The organism is Bacillus sp. FSL R10-2780 (assembly GCF_038006125.1).
GTDB classification, from domain to species: domain Bacteria; phylum Bacillota; class Bacilli; order Bacillales; family Bacillaceae_G; genus Bacillus_A; species Bacillus_A cereus_U.
The window spans coordinates 2,309,529-2,332,761 of sequence record NZ_JBBOUQ010000001.1 but is presented as its reverse complement, the minus strand read 5'-3'; the positions used below and the strand labels follow the sequence as shown (position 1 = coordinate 2,332,761).

The following is a 23,233-nucleotide window of genomic DNA, read 5'->3' as shown; positions in this document are numbered from 1 at the left end:
GAATAAAAGTGAGTATTTTAAGTGCAAAAAATTTAGAGACGAGTTATGAAAAGCTTACAGTGTTTCGCGATTTAAATGTGGAAATACAAGAAGGAAAAGTAACGACAATTATAGGGCCAAACGGGTGCGGTAAATCGACATTGTTAAAAACAATGGGAAGAATCTTAAAGCAAAAAAGCGGTAAAGTGTATTTGCAAGGACAGGATTTACATACAATTCCAACGAAAGAAATTGCCAAGCAATTAGCGTTACTCCCGCAAACTCCAATTGCGCCAGGAGAGCTTAAAGTAGAAGAATTAATTTCTTATGGGCGTTATCCACATCGCAATAACGTGAATAAGTTAACGGAAAAAGATAAAGAAATGATTGATTGGGCATTAGATATAACGAAAACATCTGCTTTTCGAACGAGACAAATAGCAAATTTATCAGGTGGTCAACGACAAAAGGTATGGCTAGCGATGGCATTAGCACAAGAGACAGAAGTGTTACTACTAGATGAACCAACGACATATCTTGATATGTCTCATCAATTAGATGTATTACAAATTGTGGAGAAGTTAAATAAAGAACATAATTGTACGGTCGTTATGGTATTACATGATATTAACCATGCAGCGAGGTTTTCAGATGAAATTATTGCAATGAAGGAAGGGGAAATCGTTACAACTGGAAGCCCAGAAGAGATTATTACAAATGAAGTATTAAAAGAAGTATTTCATATTGATGCGCGTGTCATGATTGATCCGTATAATGGGTCTCCTGTTTGTTTTGGATACGATAGCGTTGTATCTCAAGAAGAGAAAGTAGAAATATATGTAACGAGTTAAGAAGGGGGGATATAAGATGAATACTACTATTGAAAAACAGCAGATTATTACATCTAATACAGAACAGTGGAAAATGTATTCAAAATTAGAAGGTAAGGAATATCAAATTCATATTTCAAAGCCGAGGCAGCCGGCACCAGAGTCAGGATATCCTGTTATATACGTATTAGATGGCAATGCCTTTTTTCAAACATTCCATGAAGCGCTTAAAATACAATCAGTTAGAGCAGAAAAAACAGGTGTTTCACCAGCCATTATAGTAGGTATTGGTTATCCAATTGAAGGGGCATTTTCAGGTGAAGAAAGATGCTATGATTTTACGCCTAGCGTAATTTCAAAAGATGCTCCTTTAAAACCGGATGGTAAACCGTGGCCTAAAACAGGAGGGGCACATAACTTCTTTACGTTTATTGAAGAAGAATTGAAACCACAAATTGAAAATAATTTTGAAATTGATAAAGAGAAACAAACGTTATTTGGACATTCCCTAGGCGGATTATTTGCATTACATATACTATTTACAAATGTAAATGCTTTTCAAAATTATTTTATTAGTAGTCCGTCTATTTGGTGGAATAATCAATCCGTACTTGAAAAAGAAGAAAACCTTATAAATGAATTAAACAATGCTAAGTTTGAAACAGGGGTATTCCTTACAGTTGGGTCACTAGAACGAGAGCATATGGTTGTAGGTGCAAATGAATTATCAGAGCGCCTTCTCCAAGTAACACATGATAAACTTAAATTTAAGTTTTATGAAGCGGAAGGGGAGAATCACGCATCTGTTGTCCCAACGTCTTTAAGTAAAGGATTGCGATTTATTAGTCAAGTGTAGAAGACGTATATGAAAAAAGGTAAGCAATTGCTTACCTTTTTTCATTATTGTTTTATTGCCACGTATCCATCAATTAAAAAGCTAGTGAAAAAACGAGTGATTTGAGTAAAGCCACATTCCTCCATGATAGTTAGTAAATCTGTTTCAGAAATAGGAAACATTTCTTTTCCAAAAGAATTTTCAAATCGTTCCCAATCTTTTAATGGAATTTGATTTTGCATCATATGGTTGCGCCAAGCATTTAATTGTGCAGAAAACATACTTGTATGGGGTATACCATTTATTGAAGAGAGAAAGAATGGAGCACCGGGCTTTAAGCGACTACTAATTTCATTAAGTAACTCTTTTTTCCCCTTCATAGTTGGGATGAAGTGCAGGACAAGCATACAGGTGGCAGCGTCAAATAATGGATTGGTTAATAATGAATGAACAGTTCCATGTACAAAGTGAATTTGATTTTGTATGCCTTCGTTTTCAATTCTTTTTTTAGCTAACTGTAGCATGCTTTCAGATGGATCAACACCTGTAAAATAAAAATTGCTATTTTGTTTGCCTATTGAGAGGATTTCTTGTCCACCACCAGCACCTATAACTAGTAACTTTGGATTCATATTTTCTTTAGGGAGTGTAGTAAATAAGAAATGATTCATCATTTCATATAGGGTAAAATATCCAGGGATTTTCAACGGAATTGTTCGTTCATACGTATGTACAGTACAATCATTCCAGCTCATTTTTTAACCTCCTCTTTTACAATAAAGTTTCACTTTATTATGAAATGAAATGGTTAGAGGAAACAATCCCATAAATCTGGGGGGAATAAAGATGATTTATGAACAGGCAACGAAAGAAATAACAGTGTTAATGAAAAGCGAGAGCTCAACTAGACAATTCCAAAAAGAGTTTTTAAATATATTAAAAAAGGTAATTCCATTTGATGCTTCCTGCTTCACCGCTATAGACCCACGCACATTTTTATCAACCGGGGCATATACAGATCGAATAATTGAACAGCTGCATTCGCAGTTATTTATGAATGAATTTTTAGAGGATGATTACAACAAATTTAAAGATTTAGCACGAAAGGCCCCCCATGTTGGCGCGATACGTATTGTCACAAATGATAATCCGATAAAAAGCGCTAGGTATCGAAATATTTTAAAACCAGCCGGTTTTATAGATGAAGTAAGAGTGGTTTGTATGAGTAAAGGAAAATGTTTTGGACACTTAAGTTTGTTTCGAGATAATACAAGAGTATCTTTTCAACAAAATGAATGTGAGTATTTATCAAAAATAAGCTCTATTGTGGGAGATACATTAAGAAAATCATTTATAACATGTTCAGAGGAACAAGTGGAAGTAGTAGGAACGGGTACGATTATATTAAATGAAAAATTTGACCTACTATATTGGGATCAAAATGGAAAGGCGTGGCTATCCACTCTTAGAACATATGAACAATTGAATGAAGATGACGTTCCAAGGCCAATACGTGCGGTTTGTTCAAGAGTGAAAGCCAACGAATCTAATAGGGAAGCAGCAGATGAAGGGGAAATGGTATGTATTGGTTTATCTTGTGGACAATTTTTAGTTATTCGCGCGAGTAGGTTAGAAGGTTACGGTAGTTGTAATGATGGCTATATAGTTTTGTTTGAAAGAGCGAGGCCGGAAGAAGTTTTTCCCCTTATTGCAGATTCTTATAGTCTTTCTCAAAGAGAGAAGCAAGTGATAGTAGGGATTGTTAAAGGAATGTCAACAAAAGACGTGGCGGAAGAATTGCATATTTCTACGTATACAGTTCAAGATCATTTTAAATCCATTTTTGAAAAGGTAGGGGTATGTAGTAGAAATGAACTTATATGGGAGGTTTTTTCGAAGTTTTGTTTTTCTAAAGAGAAGTAATAATAGAAAAGAATCCAAAGTCATTTAGGATTCTTTTTTTATAATTTTTTTTAGGATAACCAAAAACATTCAAATAAACATTTGAATGTTTTTGGTTAATAAGGTATACTACATACATAATCAAATATATATTTGAATAAGAGGTGTTACTTATGAAAGAAGAACATTGTGAACTTTGTTATCACGATGAGCAAAAAGTAAAACATGCAAGTGATATGTTGGAGAAAGAAAATATAAGTAGTGTAGCGAAAATGTTCAAGGCACTCGCGGATGAAACACGATTAAAAATTGCGTATGCACTGTATACGGAAAAGGAACTTTGTGTACGTGATGTCGCCAGTATTATTCATAGTAGTATTGCAACGGCTTCGCATCATTTAAGACTGTTACAAACAATAGGATTAGCAAAAAAGCGTAAAGAAGGAAAACTTGTTTTTTATTCATTAGATGATTCTCATGTAAATGGATTAATTGAATTAGCGTTTAGTCATAGTAGTGAAATGAAAAATAAAGAATTCGATATGTAGTAAGGCATTTTCATAAAGAAATTTCTTTATGAAAATGCAATTTTAAAAGGAGAGGAGATAATAAGTATGATTAAGCTCGTTTTAATAAGACACGGACAAAGTGAATGGAATGTTGAAAATCGGTTTACAGGCTGGACAGATATAGACTTATCAAATGCTGGTCTTCGAGAAGCAAGAGAAGCTGGAGAGGTTTTGAAAGCCAATGGATTCTCATTCGATATAGCATATACATCTGTTTTAAAAAGGGCGATGCGTACTTTGTGGATTACTCTTGAGGAAATGGATTTGATGTGGATACCTATTCATAAAACATGGAAATTAAATGAGAGACATTACGGTGCACTTCAAGGATTAAATAAAGAAGAAACAGCGAGAAAATATGGTGATGAGAGAGTAACTTTATGGAGACGTTCAACAAATGTACGCCCACCAGCTCTTACAAAAGATGATGAGAGATATGAAGCGGCACATCCGAAGTATAGAGATTTAAAAGATAATAAGTTTCCCCTTACAGAAAATCTAGAAGATACAGAAAAACGAGTTGTTTCATATTGGGATGAAGAAATAGCCCCTAATTTAAAAGATGGAAAAAAAGTGATTATTGCAGCGCATGGAAATACAATAAGAGCTTTAGTAAAATATTTAGATCAAATTTCAGATGAAGATATAGAATATGTAAACATTCCAACAGGAACACCATTAGTTTATGAATTTGATAACGATTTAAAACCGATATGTCATTATTATTTAAGAATGAAAATGGGTATAAAACAAACGGTTTAATATACCCTACCTATGTATTGTATGTGGATATCGGAGGTGATTTATATTGTTACATTATACTGTCGTAAATAAAAAAAATTGTGGGTCATGTGGATTATGTGCTTCCGTAGCTCCTGATATATATCAATTAGATGGAAAAGGAAAATCATTTGGTGTATTAGATAACAATGAAGGAATAATGGGAATCCCAAAAATTTTCTTGAAAGCAATGTTGGCAGCTAGTGACGGCTGTCCAACAAGTTCAATTCAAGTAAGAAAAGAGCCGTTTATAAATAAAGTGAAAATTCAATAGAAGAATTATTAAAGATAAAACAAGATTAAAAGGAGGAATTTATATGGGACATCATCACGGTCACCAACATCATGGGCATACTCACGGGCATTCCCACGGACATCATCATTTTGAAGAGAGTAGAGAAGGGAATAAGAAAGGTTTAATTACGGCATTAGTAATTACGGCAATTATTATGTTTCTTGAATTTTTTGGAGGACTAGTTACAAATAGTTTAGCCTTATTATCTGATTCAGGACATATGTTAAGTGATACGAGTTCGTTATTATTAAGTTTAATTGCCATTGGATTAGCAGCTAGAACTGTTACTTCTACAAAAACGTATGGATATTATCGTTTTGAAATATTGGCGGCATTAATTAATGGTATTACATTATTTGTTGTAGCTGGACTTATCGTGTGGGAAGCGATTGGAAGGTTTTTTGAACCACCAACTGTAGCAAGTGGTCCGATGATGTTAATCGCATCAATTGGTTTACTAGCAAATTTAATTAGTGCATGGGCTCTTATGAGACAAGGTGATGTGAAAAATAACGTCAATTTACGTAGCGCATATTTACATGTTCTTGGAGATGCTTTAGGTTCAGTTGGTGCGTTAGTAGCTGGTGCACTTATGTCGTTATTTTCATGGTATATTGCAGATCCAATTATTTCAGTGGTTGTAGCGCTATTAATTTTAAAGAGTGCATGGGGAGTAACAAAACATTCCATTCATATACTTATGGAGGGTACACCTGTTTCAATTGAGATAGAACAAGTTAAGCAAGCTATTAAAGAAGTAGAGGGTGTACGTGATATACACGATCTCCACATTTGGACAATTACATCAGGATTAGATGCATTAAGTGTCCATGTAATGATCGATAAAAAACAGGACGATCAAGAAGTGCTTCAAAATATTATTACTATGTTAAAACAGGAGTTCCATATTGAACATGCTACAATTCAAATCGAAACGCTTAAGATTAAGCATAGTGAAATGGTCGTTTAATAAAATTCAACAAAAAGGCTATGGAGGAAATTCTCCATAGCCTTTTTGTTCACGTAAGTAGAATTGTCCTTTTTGAAAGTTTTGTTTCAACTTTTCGTCTAAAGAGACAAAAAGTTGTCACATTTCCGTCACAATTAGCATAAACATACTATAAACGAAATGAACTTATCCCGCATAATAGCCCAATTGATTCAACTAATAATCAGTAGGGCTGAAAACACCACTGATTAAAAGTTCACTTTATTCTCAAGGAGGTAGGTCGTATGAAAACTATTCTTGCTATCGCTGGGCTTATTTGGGTTTTATCACACGGTATTCCAATTTATGAAGGAGAACAAATTCGTAGTGCTCTAAATAAAGAATTTAATGAATATCATATTATTGATCGACAAGATAATGTTGTTACAGTTCGTGTAAATGATTGTTTTCATACAGTTACCGTTGAAGGAACTTCTGTAGTTAATGACACAAAATTATGTGATCAACAATAGATGTATATATAATAGAAAGAAAAAAAGTCTCAATTCAAATTTGTGATGATTGAGGCTTTTTTTATTGAGTTTTAGTGGGAGATTTCATTGTTTTTTTGAAAAAGGGAAAGGGTATAATGATAATTGGGATTGAGAAGCTAAGTATTTGTTAAGAATAATCATATAAAGATAAGATACTCATATAGGGTATCATTACATAGATATTTAATGCTATAATTGGTATACTCGTAAAAAGTATTTGTTTTTATTGGATGAAGAGAAACTTTAAGAAGGTGATAATATGGATCATAAAGAGCAGGAAACAACGGCTATGCATAGATCAGAAAAAGAAAAAGAGCAAATTATAAATAGATTGAAGAGAATTGAAGGACAAGTTCGTGGAATTCAAAATATGATTGAAAATGATCGTTATTGTGTTGATATTCTAGTGCAAATTTCAGCGATCAATGCAGCGATGAAAAAAGTAGGAATGGGCGTCTTAAAGAATCATACAAATCATTGTGTTTCAGGAGCTATTAAAAACGGGAATGGTGACGAAGCAATTGAAGAATTAATGACCGTTTTTGAACGTTTTTCAAAAGCGTAAAAACCAAGCTAGTATTTGACTGGCTTGGTTTTTCTTTATACATATATGGGGTATGGACAGATGGTATAAAAATTGATGCGTGGAATAAAGAGAAAATAAAGGTTTTAGAAAAATTTTTAAATCATTATATAAAACCATTGATTACCTTAGGGGGGTATGGTAAGATGTAGTTGTGATTAACAAACAATGAAGAAACAAGAGGAGGATTTTAAATGGAACAGTTAACATTAAAAGTTGAGGGTATGTCTTGTGGGCATTGTGTAAATTCTATTGAAAGTAATGTGAAAGAACTAAACGGCGTTGAACAAGTAAAAGTTCAATTAGCAGAAGGAACTGTTGAAGTTACTATCGACTCATCAGTTGTAACATTAAAAGATATCGTTGCTGTAATTGAAGATCAAGGCTATGATGTTCAATAATAATTTTTAATATGGAAATAAATCGTACTTTATATGGAGTACGATTTATTTTGCTAAAAATTATACCTTATAAGGGTATATAGAGGTGAGAGACATGAATGAACAAAAAGAGGCCAATCTCCAAATATCAGGCATGACATGTGCAGCATGTGCAAATAGAATTGAAAAAGGTCTTAAAAAAGTAGAAGGTGTGCAGGATGCAAATGTGAATTTTGCACTTGAAAAAACGAAAATTTTGTACGATCCAACTAAAACAAATCCGAAAGAATTTAAAGAAAAAGTTGAATCGTTAGGATATGGCATTGTAAGTGATAAAGCGGAGTTTACCGTTTCGGGAATGACATGCGCAGCGTGTGCGAATAAAGTGGAAAAGCGTTTAAATAAACTAGATGGTGTGAACAAGGCGACAGTAAATTTCGCTTTAGAATCAGCTACAGTAGACTTTAACCCTAATGAAATCAGTGTAAATGAGATGAAGAGTACAATCACAAAATTAGGATATAAATTAGAAGTGAAATCGGATGAGCAAGATTCATCAACAGATCACCGCTTAAAAGAAATTGAGCGACAAAAGAAGAAGTTTATTTTTTCGTTTATTTTATCATTTCCGTTATTGTGGGCAATGGTGAGTCATTTTTCATTTACATCTTTTATTTATTTACCTGATATGCTTATGAACCCATGGGTGCAGCTGGCCCTTGCAACTCCAGTACAGTTTATAATTGGAGGCCAGTTTTATATTGGTGCTTATAAAGCGTTACGCAATAAAAGTGCAAACATGGATGTTCTTGTGGCACTTGGAACGTCCGCAGCTTATTTCTATAGTGTTTATTTAAGTATTCAATCAATTGGTTCTTCAGAACATATGACAGATTTATATTTTGAAACGAGCGCGGTACTTATTACTTTAATTATTTTAGGTAAATTATTTGAGGCGAAAGCAAAAGGGCGTTCATCAGAAGCTATTAAAAAGTTGATGGGATTACAAGCGAAAACTGCCACAGTTGTGCGAGATGGCACAGAAATGAAAATTTTAATCGAAGAAGTGGTAGCTGGTGATGTTGTCTATGTTAAACCTGGTGAAAAAATCCCAGTAGATGGAGAAATTGTAGAAGGAAAATCAGCGATAGATGAATCGATGTTAACAGGCGAGAGTATTCCAGTTGATAAAACAATTGGGGATGTAGTAATCGGTTCTACAATGAATAAAAATGGATTTTTAAAAGTTAAGGCAACTAAGGTAGGAAGAGACACTGCATTAGCTCAAATTATTAAAGTAGTGGAAGAGGCTCAAGGTTCGAAAGCTCCTATTCAAAGGGTAGCTGATCAAATTTCAGGTATTTTCGTACCTGTTGTAGTTGTGATTGCTATAATCACATTTGCGGTATGGATGATATTTGTTACACCTGGTGATTTTGGAGGAGCACTTGAGAAAATGATAGCAGTGCTTGTTATCGCTTGTCCATGTGCATTAGGTCTTGCAACACCTACATCTATTATGGCGGGATCAGGAAGATCAGCTGAATACGGTATTTTATTTAAAGGTGGAGAGCATTTAGAAGCGACGCACAGATTAGATACGATTATTTTAGATAAAACGGGTACAGTGACAAATGGAAAACCGGTATTAACTGATATAATTGTGGCAGATGGATTTGATGAGAAGGAAATATTAAAATTAGTTGGTGCAGCAGAAAGAAATTCTGAACATCCACTTGCAGAAGCAATTGTAGAAGGAATTAAAGAAAAGGGAATTGATATCCCAAGTTCAGAAACGTTTGAAGCAATTCCTGGCTTTGGTATTGAGTCGGTTGTAGAAGGGAAACAGTTATTAATTGGTACACGCCGATTAATGAAGAAGTTTAATATTGATATTGAAGAAGTTTCTAAAGCGATGGAAGAACTAGAGCGAGAAGGAAAAACGGCAATGCTTATAGCGATAGATAAGGAATATGCTGGAATTGTTGCTGTTGCAGATACTGTAAAGGATACTTCAAAAGCAGCAATTGCAAGACTTAAGAAAATGGGTCTAGATGTCGTTATGATTACAGGAGATAATACACAAACTGCTCAGGCAATTGCAAAGCAAGTTGGTATTGATCACGTAATTGCAGAAGTATTACCAGAAGGAAAAGCAGAAGAAGTGAAGAAACTTCAAGCTAGTGGTAAGAAAGTGGCTATGGTTGGAGATGGAATTAATGATGCTCCTGCTCTTGCTACAGCGGACATTGGAATGGCAATTGGAACAGGAACAGATGTAGCGATGGAAGCAGCGGATATTACGTTAATCCGTGGCGATTTAAATAGTATTGCTGATGCAATTTTCATGAGTAAAATGACGATTAGAAATATTAAGCAAAATTTATTCTGGGCATTAGCTTATAACGGCCTAGGAATTCCAATTGCGGCGCTCGGTTTCTTAGCTCCTTGGGTTGCAGGTGCAGCGATGGCGTTTAGTTCTGTATCAGTCGTATTAAATGCATTAAGATTGCAAAGAGTTAAATTGAAATCTTAAACACTTTCAGCTATAAAACGAATTTAATATGCTTTTTTACAATAAACAATACTTTGTATAAGTATTGTTTATTGTTCGTTTAGAAGGAAAGATCGATCTAATATAGAAAGAGGAGAAGTAGTGAATCTTATATAGTGGAAGAAACTGTTTCAAAAATAAAGACGAAATAATTATCCGGATAACCGAAATAGAAGAGTTAGTTTGATAAGGAGTTTTACATATGTTTAAAGATATTAAAATTAGAACATTCCAGAAAGAGGATTTAGAGCAAGTATTACAATTGTTCTATGAAACGGTTCATACGGTTAATGCACAAGATTATAATACGTTACAGCTACAGGCATGGGCACCAAAGCGACTAAATAGAGAAAGTTGGCTAAAGTCTTTAGAAAAGAATATTAGTTATGTAGCGGATAACAACGGTGTGATAGTTGGATTTGGGGATTATAATGATGAACATTACATAAATCGTTTGTTTACACATAAAGATTATCAAGGGAAAGGGATAGCTTCTTATATATTACAAAAGTTAGAAAAAGAAGTAATGAAGCTAGAACATAGGGATATATATACAGAGGCAAGTATTACAGCAAAACCTTTCTTTGAAAGTAAAGGTTATATTTGCATAAAGGAACAAAATAAGCAGCATAATGGTCAGATTTTTATTAATTATATAATGAAAAAAATAGCCTTCTCATAAATGAGAAGGCTATTTTTCATTATTTTACAGCTTCTTTTAGTTCTTTACCAGCTTTAAAAGCAGGTACTTTAGAAGCTGCGATTTGCATTTCTTCACCCGTTTGTGGGTTACGGCCTGTACGAGCAGCTCTTTCGCGAACTTCAAATGTACCGAATCCGATAAGTTGTACTTTTTCGCCAGCAGCTAAAGAGTTAGTGATTGATTCTACTACAGTTTGTAAAACTACAGTAGCTTCTTTTTGAGAAATTTCAGCTGATTGCGCTACGTTTTTGATTAATTCTGTTTTATTCATGTTTTCACCTCATATGTAAATAATGCTATTTAAGTTGTTATTATAACGTATAAAAGTTCAGAGAACAAGTGTACGCAGATATATTTACAAAAAAATTGAAATTCGTATCGTTTTTTCATGTTGTCACATCAATGTAACAAAAAGGTTTTAAAGTACATCTAGAGGTGAAAATATGAATACGCATCATGTGAAAAAAGAGCGAAAAAAATCAATCGTAAAGAAATTTATTATTAGTTTCATAAGTATATTAATGATTCCAATAAGCTTGTATTTCTATGCAACAGAAATAGAACGAAGATTAGTATCGGTCACGTGGAATGAAATAGAAGCTCCTACGATTCCTAAAGAGTTTAACAATAAAAAGATATTGCAATTCTCAGATGTGCATTTAGGGCCAGAGTTTACACTGAAGCAACTAGATAATTTGGTTGAAAAAATGAATGAGTTACGTCCAGATATAGTAGTTTTTACAGGGGATTTAATAGATAAGTTCGGATCTTATAATGAGGAAAGAGAAGAGGCGAAAGAAATTTTGAGGAAAATTCACGCTCCTCTCGGAAAGTATGCTGTGTTTGGGAATCATGATAGAGGCGGGGGCGGTAGTTTATTCTACAAAAGGTACATGGAGGAAGCGGGTTTTTCTGTTTTAGTAAATGACGTGCAGAAAATTAAAGTGGAAAATGGCAAGTATATTACAATATCAGGTTTGGATGATTTCTTATTAGGGAAACCACAAATAGACTCGACTTTAAAAAACTTAAGACAACAAGATTTCAATATGTTATTAGTACATGAGCCTGATGTTGTAGACAAAGTAGCTTGTTATCCAGTTGATTTTCAAATCTCAGGACATAGTCACGGAGGACAAGTTCAGATTCCTTTTGTAGGTCCTTTAATTACCACAAAATTAGCAGAGAAGTATGTTGAAGGAATGTATGAATTAGAAGGAAAGAGTAAGCCATTACATTTATATGTAAATCGCGGTATTGGAACGACGCGAATGCCTGTTAGATTTTGGAGTGTACCTGAACTTTCAGTTTTTGTATTGAAGCAAAGTAGTAACTAAAGTAGAACGTTTCATATTTTGGAGAATTAAGAGTACTTTTAAAGAAAGTTCTCTTTTTTATTGATTAAATACAGAATATTGTGTATTTTTTGTTTGAAGTGTTAAAAAGAAAGGGGAATTTTTATGATAGAAACATGGCATAAAGAATTGGAAAGTTTATATAACCAAATGGTTTCGTGGCGAAGAGATTTTCATCAATACCCAGAGCTATCGTTTCAAGAAATAGAAACACCGAAAAAAATAGCTGAAATCTTAAAAAGTTTTCATATTGATGTGAAAACAGATGTCGGGGGAAGAGGGGTAATCGGCGTAATTGAAGGTGGAATACCTGGGAAGACGATCGCGTTGCGTGCTGATTTTGATGGACTACCTATTCAAGATGAAAAGCAAGTTTCATATAAATCAAAGATTCCTGGCGTAATGCACGCTTGTGGCCATGATGGACATACAGCAACACTTTTAGGAGTCGCAAAAATATTAAGTGAAAACAGAGACCAACTTTCAGGGAAAATAGTCCTTATTCATCAACATGCAGAAGAGAAAGAACCTGGTGGGGCAATTGCTATGATTGAGGATGGTTGTTTAGAAGGAGTAGATGTTGTTTTTGGCACACATTTATCTTCTCAAATACCTGTAGGAATTGTTGGGGCGAAAGCTGGAGCAATGATGGCCGCAGCTGATACTTTTGAAGTGAAGATTCAAGGGAGAGGCGGTCACGGCGGTATGCCGCATCATACTGTAGATGCCATTATCGTTGCAACACAAGTTATTAATCAATTGCAACTTTTAGTTAGTAGAAAAGTAGATCCGTTGCAATCTGCTGTATTAACAGTTGGTACATTCCATGCTGGTCAAGCAGATAATATTATTGCGGATACTGCTACATTTACAGGGACAATTCGGACGTTAAATCCTGAAGTTAGAGAATTTATGGAGAAGGAATTTAAACGAGTTGTTGAGGGGATTTGTCAGTCTCTTCATGCTGAAGTTAATATTCAATATAAACGGGGTTATCCAATATTAATAAATCATTTAGATGAAACGAGTCATTTTATGGAGATTGCGAAACGTGATCTTGGAAGAGACAGAGTCATTGAAGTACCACCGATTATGGGTGGAGAAGATTTTGCATATTATTTAGAACATGTTCCAGGAGCATTTTTCTTTACAGGTGCGGGTAATGAAGAAATAGGAGCAACATACCAACATCATCATCCTCAATTTGATTTTGATGAACGTGCGATGTTGGTTGGTGGGAAGTTACTTTTAAGTCTCGTAAATAGTTATTTGAGAGATGGAAAAGAATCTCTTAAAACTTTAGATGTGAATACGACAAAGTAATTTGCATAAATAAAAAACAACAATAGGTTATTTGACACTCCCACCCTTAAAGGGGCAAGTTGACTAATGTTAGTGGGATTCTTGTTACCAAAGGAGAAGTCCATTTCTGGTATCGCTGACGTGCAAGATTGCGGTGTGCCATCACCACTCTCACGACAGACCATATAGGGTCGTGAGCTAGGTACTATCAGCATACCGTACAGATTCGTGTTCCGATGTTTTAGCGCCTTGTTCTTGACGTCACATATTATTTTACCTATAGCATGAATTCGGCTATCGAACTTCCTATGATATCTTGTTTTCGAAGAATGGTATATCCAATCATTGCTAGAAAAGATTCATATATAAGTAAAGAAACAAGTAATTACTATTAGCATAGTGAAAATAAACTTTTTTCTTGACTTTTTATATGAAGGAGAGCAAAATGATAAAAAAGGAAGGGGGGATGACGATGGAAGAGTACGTATTAGAGCTGTATAACCTGTTATATACGACAGAATGGCAAGATATTGTTTCGTTTCTCGGGATAGTATTTTGTATGAAGATTGTAATCGTATATATGGAAGAGCAAGGTATGTTCTATTCCTTCTCATCTCCGTTCGATTTGCAAAGAGAGCCGTTACCAAACTATGCCAATATAAATGATAAACAAATTCCTTTTGTTATATTCTTTATGATTCGTTTTATAACAGCGATTGTGAAGAGGAAAGAAAGTGATGAAGAAGAGTGCCACTTAACTTGTAAGATAGCTAACGTTTTTTAAGCTAAATACAAGGAGGAGATTTATATGTGGTTTCGATTTCTTATGATTGGTTTCTTTTCATTAACAGCAATTTCACTAATGGGATATCAAGTGTCTGAAATATATCAAGCGTATAGCAGTACGTTTTTTAACAAAAACTAATTGCATTGCTATTTAAATAATAAAGCGATAAAATCCTTCTTAAGAAGTTTTATTAAGAAGGATTTTTTCTTTGCCTTGTCTTGCTGTGTCAAACTATTGTCACATTTACACTGTGAATAATATGTTAAAATAGTGAGGTTACGTATACATATTTGAAGGAAGAGGGAGTGACCATTTTGGTGGATCAATCAACAAATCAGAAAAGCTATGCTCCTATTGTGATAACGCTTTCTGTAATTGTAAATGCGATTATATTATTTTTGTTCTTTGGACCTGTTGGCTATGAAGGAGAAGTACATTTTGATGTAACAATTTTACCAATGTTAAATGCAATCTTTAATAGTTTTACGTTTGTATTTTTATTAGCAGCTTTATTCTCTATTATTAAAAAGAATGTGAAAATGCACCGTGGTTTTATCCTGGCAGCATTTACAACGACTTTACTATTTTGTGTTTCGTATTTATCGTACCATTACTTAGCACCAGCAACACATTTCGGTGGAGAAGGAGTCATTAAATATGTGTATTTCATCATTTTAATTACACATATTATCCTTGCGGCGATTATTGTACCACTTGCATTGTTCGCACTAGTATTTGGTTTTACGAATCAATTAACACGTCACCGTAAAATTGTACGTTGGACGATGCCGATTTGGTTATATGTAAGTTTATCTGGTGTTATTGTTTACTTAATGATCTCGCCTTATTATCAATAAAAAATCTCAGCCTTTAAGGCTGGGATTTTTTTGTTAAGCAAATTTGTTTGTGAAATTAAAAAAGTGTGGTATACAAAAGTATAGTTGCTTTTCATATGGAAGGGATGGTAAAGGTATATGCAAAATTTTGTATTTCGTAATCCAACAAAACTTATTTTTGGTAAAGGACAATTAGAGCAGTTACAAACTGAAATTCCACAGTTCGGTAAAAAAGTTCTTCTCGTATATGGAGGAGGAAGTATTAAAAGAAACGGTATTTATGATAATGTAATTTCTATTTTAAAGGATATAAATGCGGAAGTGTTTGAGTTGACGGGTGTTGAACCGAATCCTCGTTTATCAACAGTAAAGAAAGGGATTCAAATTTGTAAAGACAATGGAGTCGAATTTATTTTAGCGGTTGGCGGAGGAAGTGTAATCGACTGTACGAAAGCGATTGCTGCTGGTAGTAAATATGATGGAGATGTATGGGATATTGTAACGAAAAAATCATTTGCTAGCGAGGCGTTACCGTTCGGTACTGTACTCACTCTTGCGGCAACAGGTTCTGAAATGAATGCAGGCTCTGTAATTACAAACTGGGAAACGAATGAAAAGTACGGCTGGGGCAGTCCAGTTACATTCCCTCAGTTTTCAATCTTAGATCCAGTTCATACTGCGTCTGTACCGAAAGATCAAACAATTTACGGTATGGTAGATATTATGTCACACGTATTAGAACAATATTTCCATCATGGAACAAATACAGAACTACAAGATCGTTATTGTGAATCTGTTTTAAGAACAGTCATTGAAACAGCTCCTAAGCTTTTAAGTGATTTAGAAAATTATGAGCATAGGGAAACAATATTATATTGCGGAACGATGGCGTTAAACGGCATTTTAGCGATGGGAGTAAGAGGAGATTGGGCAACTCATAATATTGAGCATGCAGTTTCTGCTGTTCATGATATACCACATGGGGGTGGCCTTGCGATTTTATTCCCGAACTGGATGAAGCATGTTGTAGATGAAAATATAAGTCGTTTTAAACAGTTCGCTATTCGTGTAATCGATGTAGAAACAGATGGGAAGACCGATAAAGAGATTGCATTAGAGGGAATTGAGGCATTACGTCAATTTTGGACTTCGATTGAAGCGCCAGTAACATTAGCTGATTACGCTATTAGAGAAAGTGAAATTGACTTAATGGCGGATAAAGCGATGGCTTATGGTGAATTCGGTAACTTTAAAAAATTAAATAAAGATGATGTTCTTGCAATTTATAAAGCTTCTTTATAAGTGAAGCGAGAGAAGAAACCTATTTGATTGTTGTATCAAATAGGTTTCTTTTTTGTTGTTTATAACCGATTGTGATTGTTAATGATTATTTTTGGTTGTTTGTGGTTGATTTTTGTGATCGTTTTCATTATACTGTAATCAAAGAAGAGGTGAAGAAGATGTTAACTCCTGAACGTCATCAAATGATACTACAACTTGTAAAAGAACAAAAAGTGGTTAAATTACAGCAATTGGTGGAAAGAACAGAAAGCTCTGAGTCGACAATTCGTCGTGATTTAGCACAATTGGAAAAACAAAGGTTATTAAAAAGAGTTCATGGTGGTGCCTCTGTTTTAACAGGAAAAGGACAGGAGCCCACGATGATTGAAAAATCATCCAAAAACATTCAAATAAAACAACAAATTGCCAAGTATGCGGCTAGTATTGTTGAACAAGGGGATTGCGTTTATTTAGATGCAGGAAGTACAACATTTGAAATGATTCCATTTTTAATAAACAAAGATGTTACTGTCGTAACGAATGGACTTATGCATATTGAAGCTTTAGTTGAAAATAATATTTGTGCGTATTTATTAGGCGGGATGATGAAGGGTAGGACGAAAGCTTTAATTGGTGCTATGGCACAGGAAAGTATGCAGAAGTATCGTTTTGATAAATGTTTTTTAGGAGCTAATGGTGTACATGAACAGTTAGGGTATACAACGCCAGATCCAGAAGAAGCACTCTTGAAACAAATGGCATTAACATTAGCGAACGAAGGGTATTTCTTAATTGATGAAAGTAAATTTTCAGAAGTTGCGTTTGCGAAAATTGCAAATGTTGAAGATGCAAGCATTATTACAAACCATTTAGAAATTGATTTAGAAAAATATAAAAGACAAACCAATGTAATTGAGGCTGATAAACAATGATCTATACAGTTACTTTAAACCCATCTATTGATTATGTAGTACAAGTTAATTCTTTCGATTTAGGAACAGTAAACCGAGCAGAGAAAGATATGAAGTTTCCTGGAGGAAAAGGGATTAATGTTTCTCGTGTTCTTCATCGTTTAGGTGTTGAAAATGTAGCGCTTGGATTTACGGGTGGATTTACTGGTCAATTTATTAAAGATGTATTGCATGGTGAAGGTGTAACAACGAACTTCGTCCAAGTAGATGGAGATTCTCGAATTAATGTGAAAATAAAAGGGCAAGAAGAAACAGAGTTAAATGGACAAGGTCCTATTGTGACAAATGAGCAATTTGAACAATTGATGAAAAAAATCGAAAGTATGCAATCTGGAGATTGTGTTGTACTAGCTGGAAGTGTACCTTCTTCTATTCCAACTACCTTTTATGAATCAATCGCAGCGTTTGGAGCTGAAAAAGGTATTCGTGTAGTAGTAGATGCAAGTGGAAGTGCACTGCAGTATGTAACTAAAAATAAGCCATTTTTAATAAAGCCAAATCATCATGAACTTGGTGAGTTATTCGGAGTGGAGCTTTCAACAGTAGAGGCCATTTTACCGTATGGAAGAAAATTAATCGAACAAGGTGTAGAGCACGTTATCGTATCAATGGCAGGAGATGGAGCTTTATTATTTACGGCAGAAGGTATATATGAAGCAACTGTTCCAAAAGGTGTTGTAATTAATTCAGTTGGGGCAGGAGATTCCCTTGTTGCAGGATTTGTAGGTAAATATGAACAGACAAAAGATATTGAAAAAGCATTTCAATATGGTGTTGCAACGGGGAGTGCAACAGCATTTTCAGCAGATTTATGTACAAAGGAAAAAGTAGAAGAATTGTTGTCGCAAGTAGTTGTAGTTAAGCGATAGGGGGAAGCAACATATGAAAATTACAGAACTATTAAAAAGGGATACAGTCATTATGAATATGACAGCTTCAAATAAAGAAGCTGTCATAGATGAATTAGTTGAGAAATTAAATGGTGCTAATCGTTTAAATAATAAAGCTGAATTTAAAGAAGCTATTTTAAAGCGGGAGTCACAAAGTACAACAGGAATTGGTGAAGGTATTGCTATACCTCATGCGAAGACGAAAGCTGTTAAGCAACCAGCAATTTGTTTTGGTAGAAGTGTAAGCGGTATCAACTATGAATCGCTTGACGGACAGCCTGCACATTTATTCTTTATGATTGCTGCAAGTGAAGGGGCGAATAATACTCATTTAGAAACGTTGTCGCGTCTATCTACATTATTAATGGATGAAGGTTTTCGTAAACAATTATTAGAAGCAAAGGATGAAGAGGAACTGCTTCGTTTATTTGATGAAAAAGAGAATGAAAAAGAAGAAGAAGTTGAAGTAGCAAAGCCAGAAGGGAATGAACCGTACGTATTAGCTGTTACAGCTTGTCCAACTGGTATCGCTCACACATATATGGCTGCGGATAGTTTAAAAGCAAAAGCAGCAGAGTTAGGTATAGCCATTAAAGTTGAAACGAACGGATCAACAGGTATAAAGAATGGTTTAACGAAAGAGGATATTGAACGTGCAACAGCGATTATCGTTGCGGCAGATAAACAAGTAGAAATGAACCGTTTTGCTGGAAAACATGTCATTCAAGTGCCGGTCGCTGATGGCATTAGAAAAACTGAAATCCTTCTTAATCGAGCTGTAAAACAAGATGCACCAATCTTTAAGGGTGTAAAAAAGGATGGGAAGGCAGAAAGTGTAGAGAGAGAAAAAGGGCTGGGAATTTATAAGCATTTAATGAGCGGTGTAAGTAATATGCTTCCATTCGTTGTTGGTGGCGGGATTTTAATCGCGCTAGCGTTTATGTTCGGTGGAATTAAGGCAAAAGGTCCTATTGCTGAAATATTAATGGCTATTGGCGGTGGAGAAACAGGTGCGTTTTTATTCCTTGTACCAATTTTAGCTGGATTTATCGCAAGCTCTATTGCTGATCGTCCTGGTTTTATGCCTGGTGTTGTTGGTGGATTTTTAGCAGCACAAGCGAATGCTGGATTTTTAGGTGGATTAATTGCTGGTTTCTTAGCTGGATATGTTGTTTTAGGGTTGAAAAGATTATTTTCAGGATTACCAGTACAGTTAGAAGGAATTAAACCTGTTTTGTTATATCCAGTCTTTGGATTGTTGATTACAGGAGTTGTTATGCAAAAAGTAGTAAACCCGCCTGTAGTAGCATTAAATGAAATGTTAACAGGATGGTTAAATGGTTTGAGTGGTACAAATGCTATATTATTAGGCCTTATTTTAGGTGGTATGATGGCAATTGATATGGGTGGTCCAATTAATAAAGCGGCATTTACATTTGGTATTGCTGCCATAGAAGCACAGAATTTTGGAGTGCACTCAGCAGTTATGGCTGGTGGTATGGTACCACCACTTGCGATTGCATTAGCAACCACATTCTTTAAAACAAAATTTACAGAAGCGGAACGTAAATCTGGTTTAACAAATTATATTATGGGAGCTTCGTTTATTACAGAAGGTGCGATTCCATTTGCAGCTGCCGATCCAGTTCGAGTAATAGTAAGTTGTGTTGTTGGTTCAAGTATCGCGGGTGCCTTATCTATGTTATTCCAAATTACATTGCCGGCACCGCATGGTGGATTGTTTGTTATCGCATTAGTGAATAAACCGTTGCTATACATTTTCTCTATATTAATTGGGACGATTGTTTCAGCTATTATGATAGGTGTTTGGAAGAAGAAAGTTAAATAAAAGATAAAAAGGGACAGCTAATAGGAGTTGTTCCTTTTTCATTACAAAAAGTAATTTAATAATTGGATTATGATGGAATTTGGTAAAAGATGTAATGAAAAGTGACTTTTTTGTAACAAAAAAGTAATACTGTAATTTTTTCTGGAAAAAAATTCTTATACTAATTTGTGAGAAATATATGAAAACTATTGCTAATTTTGGTAGAAATGCAATTCTTTAATATGGAAATTTATGTTACAAATCATTAATCGTTTATTACGAATGCTTTGTAATTGTGTGATTTTCGAAATTCTACAAAAAACTGTTGCTATAATGAGAACACGAAAACAAAGCAAATGGAGGCTATTCATGAAAAAATTATTAGGTATAGCAACAGCAGCAGTTTTTGGTCTTGGGATTTTTGCAGGTTCTGCTAAAGCGGAAACGATTGTAACAACAGATGTATTAAACGTTAGAGAAAACCCAACTGTAGAATCAAAGCTTGTAGGTAAAATGTTAAGTGGAAATAAATTAGATGTTATAAATACAGAAAACGGATGGTCCAAAATTAAATTAGATGGCAAAGAAGCGTTTGTAAGTGCTGAGTTTACGAAAAGTTCTTATTATGTAACAGCAAATGTATTAAACGTTCGTGCTGGAGCGAATACTGATTCAGAAATTCTTGGTACGCTTAAAAAAGATGACTTGATTGAAACGACAAATCAAGTACAAAACGAATGGTTACAATTCGAATATGGTGGGAAAGCGGCGTATGTTCACGTACCATTTTTAACAGGTACAGCACCTGTTATTGAAAGAAAAGAAGTTCCAGCTCAAGATGAAGCACCAACTAAGGTGAAAACGGCGGTTAAAAATGATGCATCAGTTAAGGAGAAAACTCCGGCTAAAAATGATACGGCAGTTAACGGAAAAGAATCTGTTAAAAGTGGGGCATCAAGTAAACCAGTAGCACAAGCGAAGCCGGCAGCTAAGCCAGTGGCGAAATCTACTGAAACAAGTGCACCTGCTGGTCGTGAAATAACAGTAGAAGCGACAGCTTACACAGCTAATCCGAGTGAAAATGGCACATATGGTGGTCGTGTGTTAACTGCGATGGGGCATGATTTAACAGCAAATCCAAATATGAAAGTTATTGCTGTTGATCCGAAAGTAATTCCTCTAGGATCAAAAGTGTGGGTGGAAGGATATGGAGAAGCAATTGCTGGAGATACTGGTGGCGCGATTAAAGGAAACCGTATTGACGTTTTAGTTGGTTCAGATAGCACTGCTGATAGTTGGGGTCGTAAATCCGTTAAAGTGAAAGTTATAAAATAATGTATTAAAATAAAAAACGGCTGCTTGAAAATGTCTAAGCGGCCGCTTTTTTTATAAGAATTATTGAAAAGGGTAAATTGTTTTACCTGTAATAATTTTATACGCGGTGCAAAATTGAGTTTGCATATACTCTGTATTTTTATTTTCTGGATGTAACGCTGTTTCTTGAAGAGTAGAATGAAAGGAACGTAGTAAACAATTTAGTGCGAAATATAATTCTTCTTGTGAACAATTTTGTTCTTTTGTAGCGGTAGCTAAAATAAGGTCTTTTATTAATAATGGAAAATCGATAGTCGCTTGTTTCATAGTCACTGCACCCTCTCCCGAGCTATTTTTTATCATGTATATGCAGAATTGGACAAGCTATGCTCTTTTTTTATGTATAATTTCATGTACTAGATTCAAAGAACTTGCAATCATGCCGTTAAAATTGGTAAGATTGGGTATAATCAATAGATGGAGTATATTACATAAAGAGAGTTGAATGATATGGGAGAAGTGCAACGTGAAAAAGTTGCTGTCATCATTGGGCCAACTGCTGTCGGGAAGACGAAATTAAGTATCGATCTTGCAAAAGCGTTGAATGGTGAGATTATTAGTGGTGATTCCATGCAAATTTATCGTACGATGGATATCGGGACTGCAAAGGTGACGACAGATGAGATGGACGGAATTCCGCATTATATGATTGATATAAAAGATCCGGAAGATTCATTTTCTGTGGCGGAATTTCAAGAACGTGTCCGTAAGTGCATTCGAGAAATTACTGAGCGCGGGAAATTACCAATTATTGTTGGTGGAACCGGTCTCTATATACAATCTGTTCTATTCGATTACCAGTTTACAGATGAGGCTGGGGACGCTACATACCGAGAACAGATGGAAAAATTAGCATTAGAACGCGGTGTGGAATATATACATAAAAAGTTGCAAGAAGTAGATCCAGAAAGTGCGGAGCGTATTCATGCCAATAATGTAAGGCGTGTTATTCGGGCGTTAGAAATTTTTCACACGACGGGTGAAAAAATGAGTAACCAGCTCGAAAAACAAGAAAATGAGTTACTGTACGATGTTTCATTAATTGGCTTGACAATGGATCGAGAAATGCTATACGATCGCATTAACTTACGTGTTAACCTAATGATTGAACAAGGTTTATTAGAAGAAGTAAAAGGTCTACATGAAAGAGGAGTGCGAGATTGTCAATCTATTCAAGCGATTGGTTATAAAGAGATATATGATTATTTTGAGAATCGTGTATCTTTAGAAGAAGCGGTATCACAATTAAAGACGAATTCACGCCGTTATGCAAAACGTCAATTAACGTGGTTCCGTAATAAGATGGATGTCGCGTGGTTCGATGTTACTGATGGTGAAAAAACGTCAGAAATTTTACGATACATAGAAGGAAAGCTACAACTAAAGTCGAATAATAGTAAGTAGAGAAAAAGAGGAGGATTCGACATGAAGCAATCAATCAATATTCAAGATCAGTTTTTAAATCAACTCCGTAAAGAGAATACGTTCGTTACGCTGTACTTATTAAATGGTTTCCAGCTTCGTGGATTAATTAAAGGATTTGATAATTTTACAGTCCTGCTGGAAACAGAAGGTAAGCAACAGCTTATTTATAAACATGCAATTTCTACATTTGTACCACAAAAAAATGTTTCGATTGAATTAGAGTAGTAATGAATTATTGTACATAACAAAAAAAGAGCGAGTTTCTCGCTCTTTTTTTTATTTGTCATAAACA

26 protein-coding genes are annotated in these 23,233 nt (G+C 34.8%); 23 read left to right on the top strand and 3 right to left on the bottom strand.

Annotation, left to right across the window (positions count from 1 at the left end; genetic code table 11):
- Positions 1 to 8 precede the first annotated feature (8 nt).
- Both NSQ47_RS12125 and NSQ47_RS12120 read left to right on the top strand, forming a co-directional pair.
- On the top strand, positions 9 to 830 hold the full coding sequence (locus tag NSQ47_RS12125; protein ID WP_341037042.1) for an ABC transporter ATP-binding protein: 822 nt from the start codon (positions 9 to 11) through the stop codon (positions 828 to 830).
- 16 nt (positions 831 to 846) lie between these two features.
- Positions 847 to 1,665 (top strand): alpha/beta hydrolase, encoded by an 819-nt coding sequence (locus NSQ47_RS12120; protein WP_341037041.1) that lies wholly within the window; start codon positions 847 to 849, stop codon positions 1,663 to 1,665.
- 44 nt (positions 1,666 to 1,709) lie between these two features.
- Here NSQ47_RS12120 and NSQ47_RS12115 read toward each other — a convergent pair whose 3' ends face one another.
- A complete protein-coding gene (locus NSQ47_RS12115) occupies positions 1,710 to 2,399 on the bottom strand; it encodes a class I SAM-dependent methyltransferase (RefSeq protein ID WP_341037040.1) in 690 nt (229 codons plus the stop codon).
- Between the two features lie 91 nt (positions 2,400 to 2,490).
- Here NSQ47_RS12115 and NSQ47_RS12110 point away from each other — a divergent pair, with 91 nt between their 5' ends.
- From NSQ47_RS12110 to NSQ47_RS12065, 10 genes are all read left to right on the top strand, one after another.
- On the top strand, positions 2,491 to 3,567 hold the full coding sequence (locus tag NSQ47_RS12110) for a helix-turn-helix transcriptional regulator (protein ID WP_341037039.1): 1,077 nt from the start codon (positions 2,491 to 2,493) through the stop codon (positions 3,565 to 3,567).
- A 152-nt stretch (positions 3,568 to 3,719) separates the two neighbouring features.
- Positions 3,720 to 4,094 (top strand): ArsR/SmtB family transcription factor, encoded by a 375-nt coding sequence (locus tag NSQ47_RS12105; protein WP_002111285.1) that lies wholly within the window; start codon positions 3,720 to 3,722, stop codon positions 4,092 to 4,094.
- Between the two features lie 66 nt (positions 4,095 to 4,160).
- Positions 4,161 to 4,877 (top strand): 2,3-diphosphoglycerate-dependent phosphoglycerate mutase, encoded by a 717-nt coding sequence (gene gpmA, locus NSQ47_RS12100; RefSeq protein WP_002160813.1) that lies wholly within the window; start codon positions 4,161 to 4,163, stop codon positions 4,875 to 4,877.
- A gap of 46 nt (positions 4,878 to 4,923) precedes the next feature.
- Positions 4,924 to 5,169: a ferredoxin gene (locus NSQ47_RS12095; protein WP_002160814.1), complete on the top strand. Its 246-nt coding sequence runs from the start codon at positions 4,924 to 4,926 to the stop codon at positions 5,167 to 5,169.
- A 43-nt stretch (positions 5,170 to 5,212) separates the two neighbouring features.
- Positions 5,213 to 6,160, top strand: a complete 948-nt coding sequence (locus tag NSQ47_RS12090; protein ID WP_002111281.1) for a cation diffusion facilitator family transporter — start codon at positions 5,213 to 5,215, stop codon at positions 6,158 to 6,160.
- A 263-nt stretch (positions 6,161 to 6,423) separates the two neighbouring features.
- Entirely contained in the window at positions 6,424 to 6,651 is a 228-nt protein-coding gene (locus NSQ47_RS12085; protein ID WP_002160816.1) for a hypothetical protein, read from the top strand.
- 280 nt (positions 6,652 to 6,931) lie between these two features.
- Positions 6,932 to 7,237 (top strand): metal-sensing transcriptional repressor, encoded by a 306-nt coding sequence (locus tag NSQ47_RS12080; protein ID WP_002160817.1) that lies wholly within the window; start codon positions 6,932 to 6,934, stop codon positions 7,235 to 7,237.
- A gap of 212 nt (positions 7,238 to 7,449) precedes the next feature.
- On the top strand, positions 7,450 to 7,656 hold the full coding sequence (copZ, locus tag NSQ47_RS12075) for a copper chaperone CopZ (protein WP_002160818.1): 207 nt from the start codon (positions 7,450 to 7,452) through the stop codon (positions 7,654 to 7,656).
- 94 nt (positions 7,657 to 7,750) lie between these two features.
- Entirely contained in the window at positions 7,751 to 10,171 is a 2,421-nt protein-coding gene (locus NSQ47_RS12070) for a heavy metal translocating P-type ATPase (protein WP_002160819.1), read from the top strand.
- 220 nt (positions 10,172 to 10,391) lie between these two features.
- Positions 10,392 to 10,871, top strand: coding sequence for a GNAT family N-acetyltransferase (locus tag NSQ47_RS12065; protein ID WP_002160820.1), 480 nt, complete (start codon positions 10,392 to 10,394; stop codon positions 10,869 to 10,871).
- Between the two features lie 19 nt (positions 10,872 to 10,890).
- Here the strand turns inward: NSQ47_RS12065 and NSQ47_RS12060 are convergent, their stop codons facing one another.
- A complete protein-coding gene (locus tag NSQ47_RS12060) occupies positions 10,891 to 11,163 on the bottom strand; it encodes an HU family DNA-binding protein (protein ID WP_002111275.1) in 273 nt (90 codons plus the stop codon).
- A 172-nt stretch (positions 11,164 to 11,335) separates the two neighbouring features.
- Here NSQ47_RS12060 and NSQ47_RS12055 point away from each other — a divergent pair, with 172 nt between their 5' ends.
- The 9 genes from NSQ47_RS12055 to entD all read left to right on the top strand — a co-directional run bounded on the left by NSQ47_RS12055 (position 11,336) and on the right by entD (position 21,477).
- The gene (locus NSQ47_RS12055) at positions 11,336 to 12,229 is read left to right on the top strand and encodes a metallophosphoesterase (RefSeq protein WP_215571944.1); all 894 of its coding nucleotides are present in this window, start codon (positions 11,336 to 11,338) and stop codon (positions 12,227 to 12,229) included.
- 123 nt (positions 12,230 to 12,352) lie between these two features.
- On the top strand, positions 12,353 to 13,570 hold the full coding sequence (locus tag NSQ47_RS12050; RefSeq protein WP_341037036.1) for a M20 metallopeptidase family protein: 1,218 nt from the start codon (positions 12,353 to 12,355) through the stop codon (positions 13,568 to 13,570).
- A 424-nt stretch (positions 13,571 to 13,994) separates the two neighbouring features.
- Positions 13,995 to 14,333 (top strand): hypothetical protein, encoded by a 339-nt coding sequence (locus tag NSQ47_RS12045; protein ID WP_002160823.1) that lies wholly within the window; start codon positions 13,995 to 13,997, stop codon positions 14,331 to 14,333.
- A gap of 317 nt (positions 14,334 to 14,650) precedes the next feature.
- Positions 14,651 to 15,193, top strand: a complete 543-nt coding sequence (locus NSQ47_RS12040; RefSeq protein WP_341037034.1) for a DUF420 domain-containing protein — start codon at positions 14,651 to 14,653, stop codon at positions 15,191 to 15,193.
- 117 nt (positions 15,194 to 15,310) lie between these two features.
- Entirely contained in the window at positions 15,311 to 16,474 is a 1,164-nt protein-coding gene (locus NSQ47_RS12035; protein WP_341037031.1) for an iron-containing alcohol dehydrogenase, read from the top strand.
- 158 nt (positions 16,475 to 16,632) lie between these two features.
- The gene (locus NSQ47_RS12030; protein WP_078180973.1) at positions 16,633 to 17,385 is read left to right on the top strand and encodes a DeoR/GlpR family DNA-binding transcription regulator; all 753 of its coding nucleotides are present in this window, start codon (positions 16,633 to 16,635) and stop codon (positions 17,383 to 17,385) included.
- The gene (gene pfkB / locus NSQ47_RS12025; RefSeq protein ID WP_002160825.1) at positions 17,382 to 18,293 is read left to right on the top strand and encodes a 1-phosphofructokinase; all 912 of its coding nucleotides are present in this window, start codon (positions 17,382 to 17,384) and stop codon (positions 18,291 to 18,293) included. The genes NSQ47_RS12030 and pfkB overlap by 4 nt, the downstream gene beginning before the upstream one ends.
- Before the next feature lie 13 nt (positions 18,294 to 18,306).
- On the top strand, positions 18,307 to 20,163 hold the full coding sequence (locus NSQ47_RS12020) for a PTS fructose transporter subunit IIABC (RefSeq protein ID WP_002160826.1): 1,857 nt from the start codon (positions 18,307 to 18,309) through the stop codon (positions 20,161 to 20,163).
- 348 nt (positions 20,164 to 20,511) lie between these two features.
- On the top strand, positions 20,512 to 21,477 hold the full coding sequence (entD, locus tag NSQ47_RS12015; protein ID WP_078172986.1) for a cell wall-binding protein EntD: 966 nt from the start codon (positions 20,512 to 20,514) through the stop codon (positions 21,475 to 21,477).
- A 60-nt stretch (positions 21,478 to 21,537) separates the two neighbouring features.
- Here entD and NSQ47_RS12010 read toward each other — a convergent pair whose 3' ends face one another.
- Positions 21,538 to 21,783, bottom strand: coding sequence for a hypothetical protein (locus NSQ47_RS12010; protein WP_002199601.1), 246 nt, complete (start codon positions 21,781 to 21,783; stop codon positions 21,538 to 21,540).
- A 183-nt stretch (positions 21,784 to 21,966) separates the two neighbouring features.
- On the opposite strand from NSQ47_RS12010, the gene miaA reads away from it, so the two are divergent.
- Both miaA and hfq read left to right on the top strand, forming a co-directional pair.
- The gene (gene miaA / locus NSQ47_RS12005; protein WP_002111263.1) at positions 21,967 to 22,920 is read left to right on the top strand and encodes a tRNA (adenosine(37)-N6)-dimethylallyltransferase MiaA; all 954 of its coding nucleotides are present in this window, start codon (positions 21,967 to 21,969) and stop codon (positions 22,918 to 22,920) included.
- Between the two features lie 21 nt (positions 22,921 to 22,941).
- Positions 22,942 to 23,166 carry an RNA chaperone Hfq gene (hfq, locus tag NSQ47_RS12000; protein WP_000813896.1) on the top strand — a complete coding sequence of 75 codons (225 nt, stop codon included), beginning with the start codon at positions 22,942 to 22,944 and terminating at the stop codon, positions 23,164 to 23,166.
- Positions 23,167 to 23,233: the final 67 nt, after the last annotated feature.

Coding starts and splice junctions, on each gene's coding strand:
- NSQ47_RS12120 (WP_341037041.1), top strand. CDS start 847: ATGAATACTACTATTGAAAAACAGCAGATTATTACATCTAATACAGAA.
- NSQ47_RS12115 (WP_341037040.1), bottom strand. CDS start 2,399: ATGAGCTGGAATGATTGTACTGTACATACGTATGAACGAACAATTCCG.
- NSQ47_RS12110 (WP_341037039.1), top strand. CDS start 2,491: ATGATTTATGAACAGGCAACGAAAGAAATAACAGTGTTAATGAAAAGC.
- NSQ47_RS12105 (WP_002111285.1), top strand. CDS start 3,720: ATGAAAGAAGAACATTGTGAACTTTGTTATCACGATGAGCAAAAAGTA.
- gpmA (WP_002160813.1), top strand. CDS start 4,161: ATGATTAAGCTCGTTTTAATAAGACACGGACAAAGTGAATGGAATGTT.
- NSQ47_RS12090 (WP_002111281.1), top strand. CDS start 5,213: ATGGGACATCATCACGGTCACCAACATCATGGGCATACTCACGGGCAT.
- NSQ47_RS12085 (WP_002160816.1), top strand. CDS start 6,424: ATGAAAACTATTCTTGCTATCGCTGGGCTTATTTGGGTTTTATCACAC.
- NSQ47_RS12080 (WP_002160817.1), top strand. CDS start 6,932: ATGGATCATAAAGAGCAGGAAACAACGGCTATGCATAGATCAGAAAAA.
- copZ (WP_002160818.1), top strand. CDS start 7,450: ATGGAACAGTTAACATTAAAAGTTGAGGGTATGTCTTGTGGGCATTGT.
- NSQ47_RS12070 (WP_002160819.1), top strand. CDS start 7,751: ATGAATGAACAAAAAGAGGCCAATCTCCAAATATCAGGCATGACATGT.
- NSQ47_RS12065 (WP_002160820.1), top strand. CDS start 10,392: ATGTTTAAAGATATTAAAATTAGAACATTCCAGAAAGAGGATTTAGAG.
- NSQ47_RS12060 (WP_002111275.1), bottom strand. CDS start 11,163: ATGAATAAAACAGAATTAATCAAAAACGTAGCGCAATCAGCTGAAATT.
- NSQ47_RS12055 (WP_215571944.1), top strand. CDS start 11,336: ATGAATACGCATCATGTGAAAAAAGAGCGAAAAAAATCAATCGTAAAG.
- NSQ47_RS12050 (WP_341037036.1), top strand. CDS start 12,353: ATGATAGAAACATGGCATAAAGAATTGGAAAGTTTATATAACCAAATG.
- NSQ47_RS12045 (WP_002160823.1), top strand. CDS start 13,995: ATGATAAAAAAGGAAGGGGGGATGACGATGGAAGAGTACGTATTAGAG.
- NSQ47_RS12035 (WP_341037031.1), top strand. CDS start 15,311: ATGCAAAATTTTGTATTTCGTAATCCAACAAAACTTATTTTTGGTAAA.
- NSQ47_RS12030 (WP_078180973.1), top strand. CDS start 16,633: ATGTTAACTCCTGAACGTCATCAAATGATACTACAACTTGTAAAAGAA.
- pfkB (WP_002160825.1), top strand. CDS start 17,382: ATGATCTATACAGTTACTTTAAACCCATCTATTGATTATGTAGTACAA.
- NSQ47_RS12020 (WP_002160826.1), top strand. CDS start 18,307: ATGAAAATTACAGAACTATTAAAAAGGGATACAGTCATTATGAATATG.
- entD (WP_078172986.1), top strand. CDS start 20,512: ATGAAAAAATTATTAGGTATAGCAACAGCAGCAGTTTTTGGTCTTGGG.
- NSQ47_RS12010 (WP_002199601.1), bottom strand. CDS start 21,783: ATGAAACAAGCGACTATCGATTTTCCATTATTAATAAAAGACCTTATT.
- miaA (WP_002111263.1), top strand. CDS start 21,967: ATGGGAGAAGTGCAACGTGAAAAAGTTGCTGTCATCATTGGGCCAACT.
- hfq (WP_000813896.1), top strand. CDS start 22,942: ATGAAGCAATCAATCAATATTCAAGATCAGTTTTTAAATCAACTCCGT.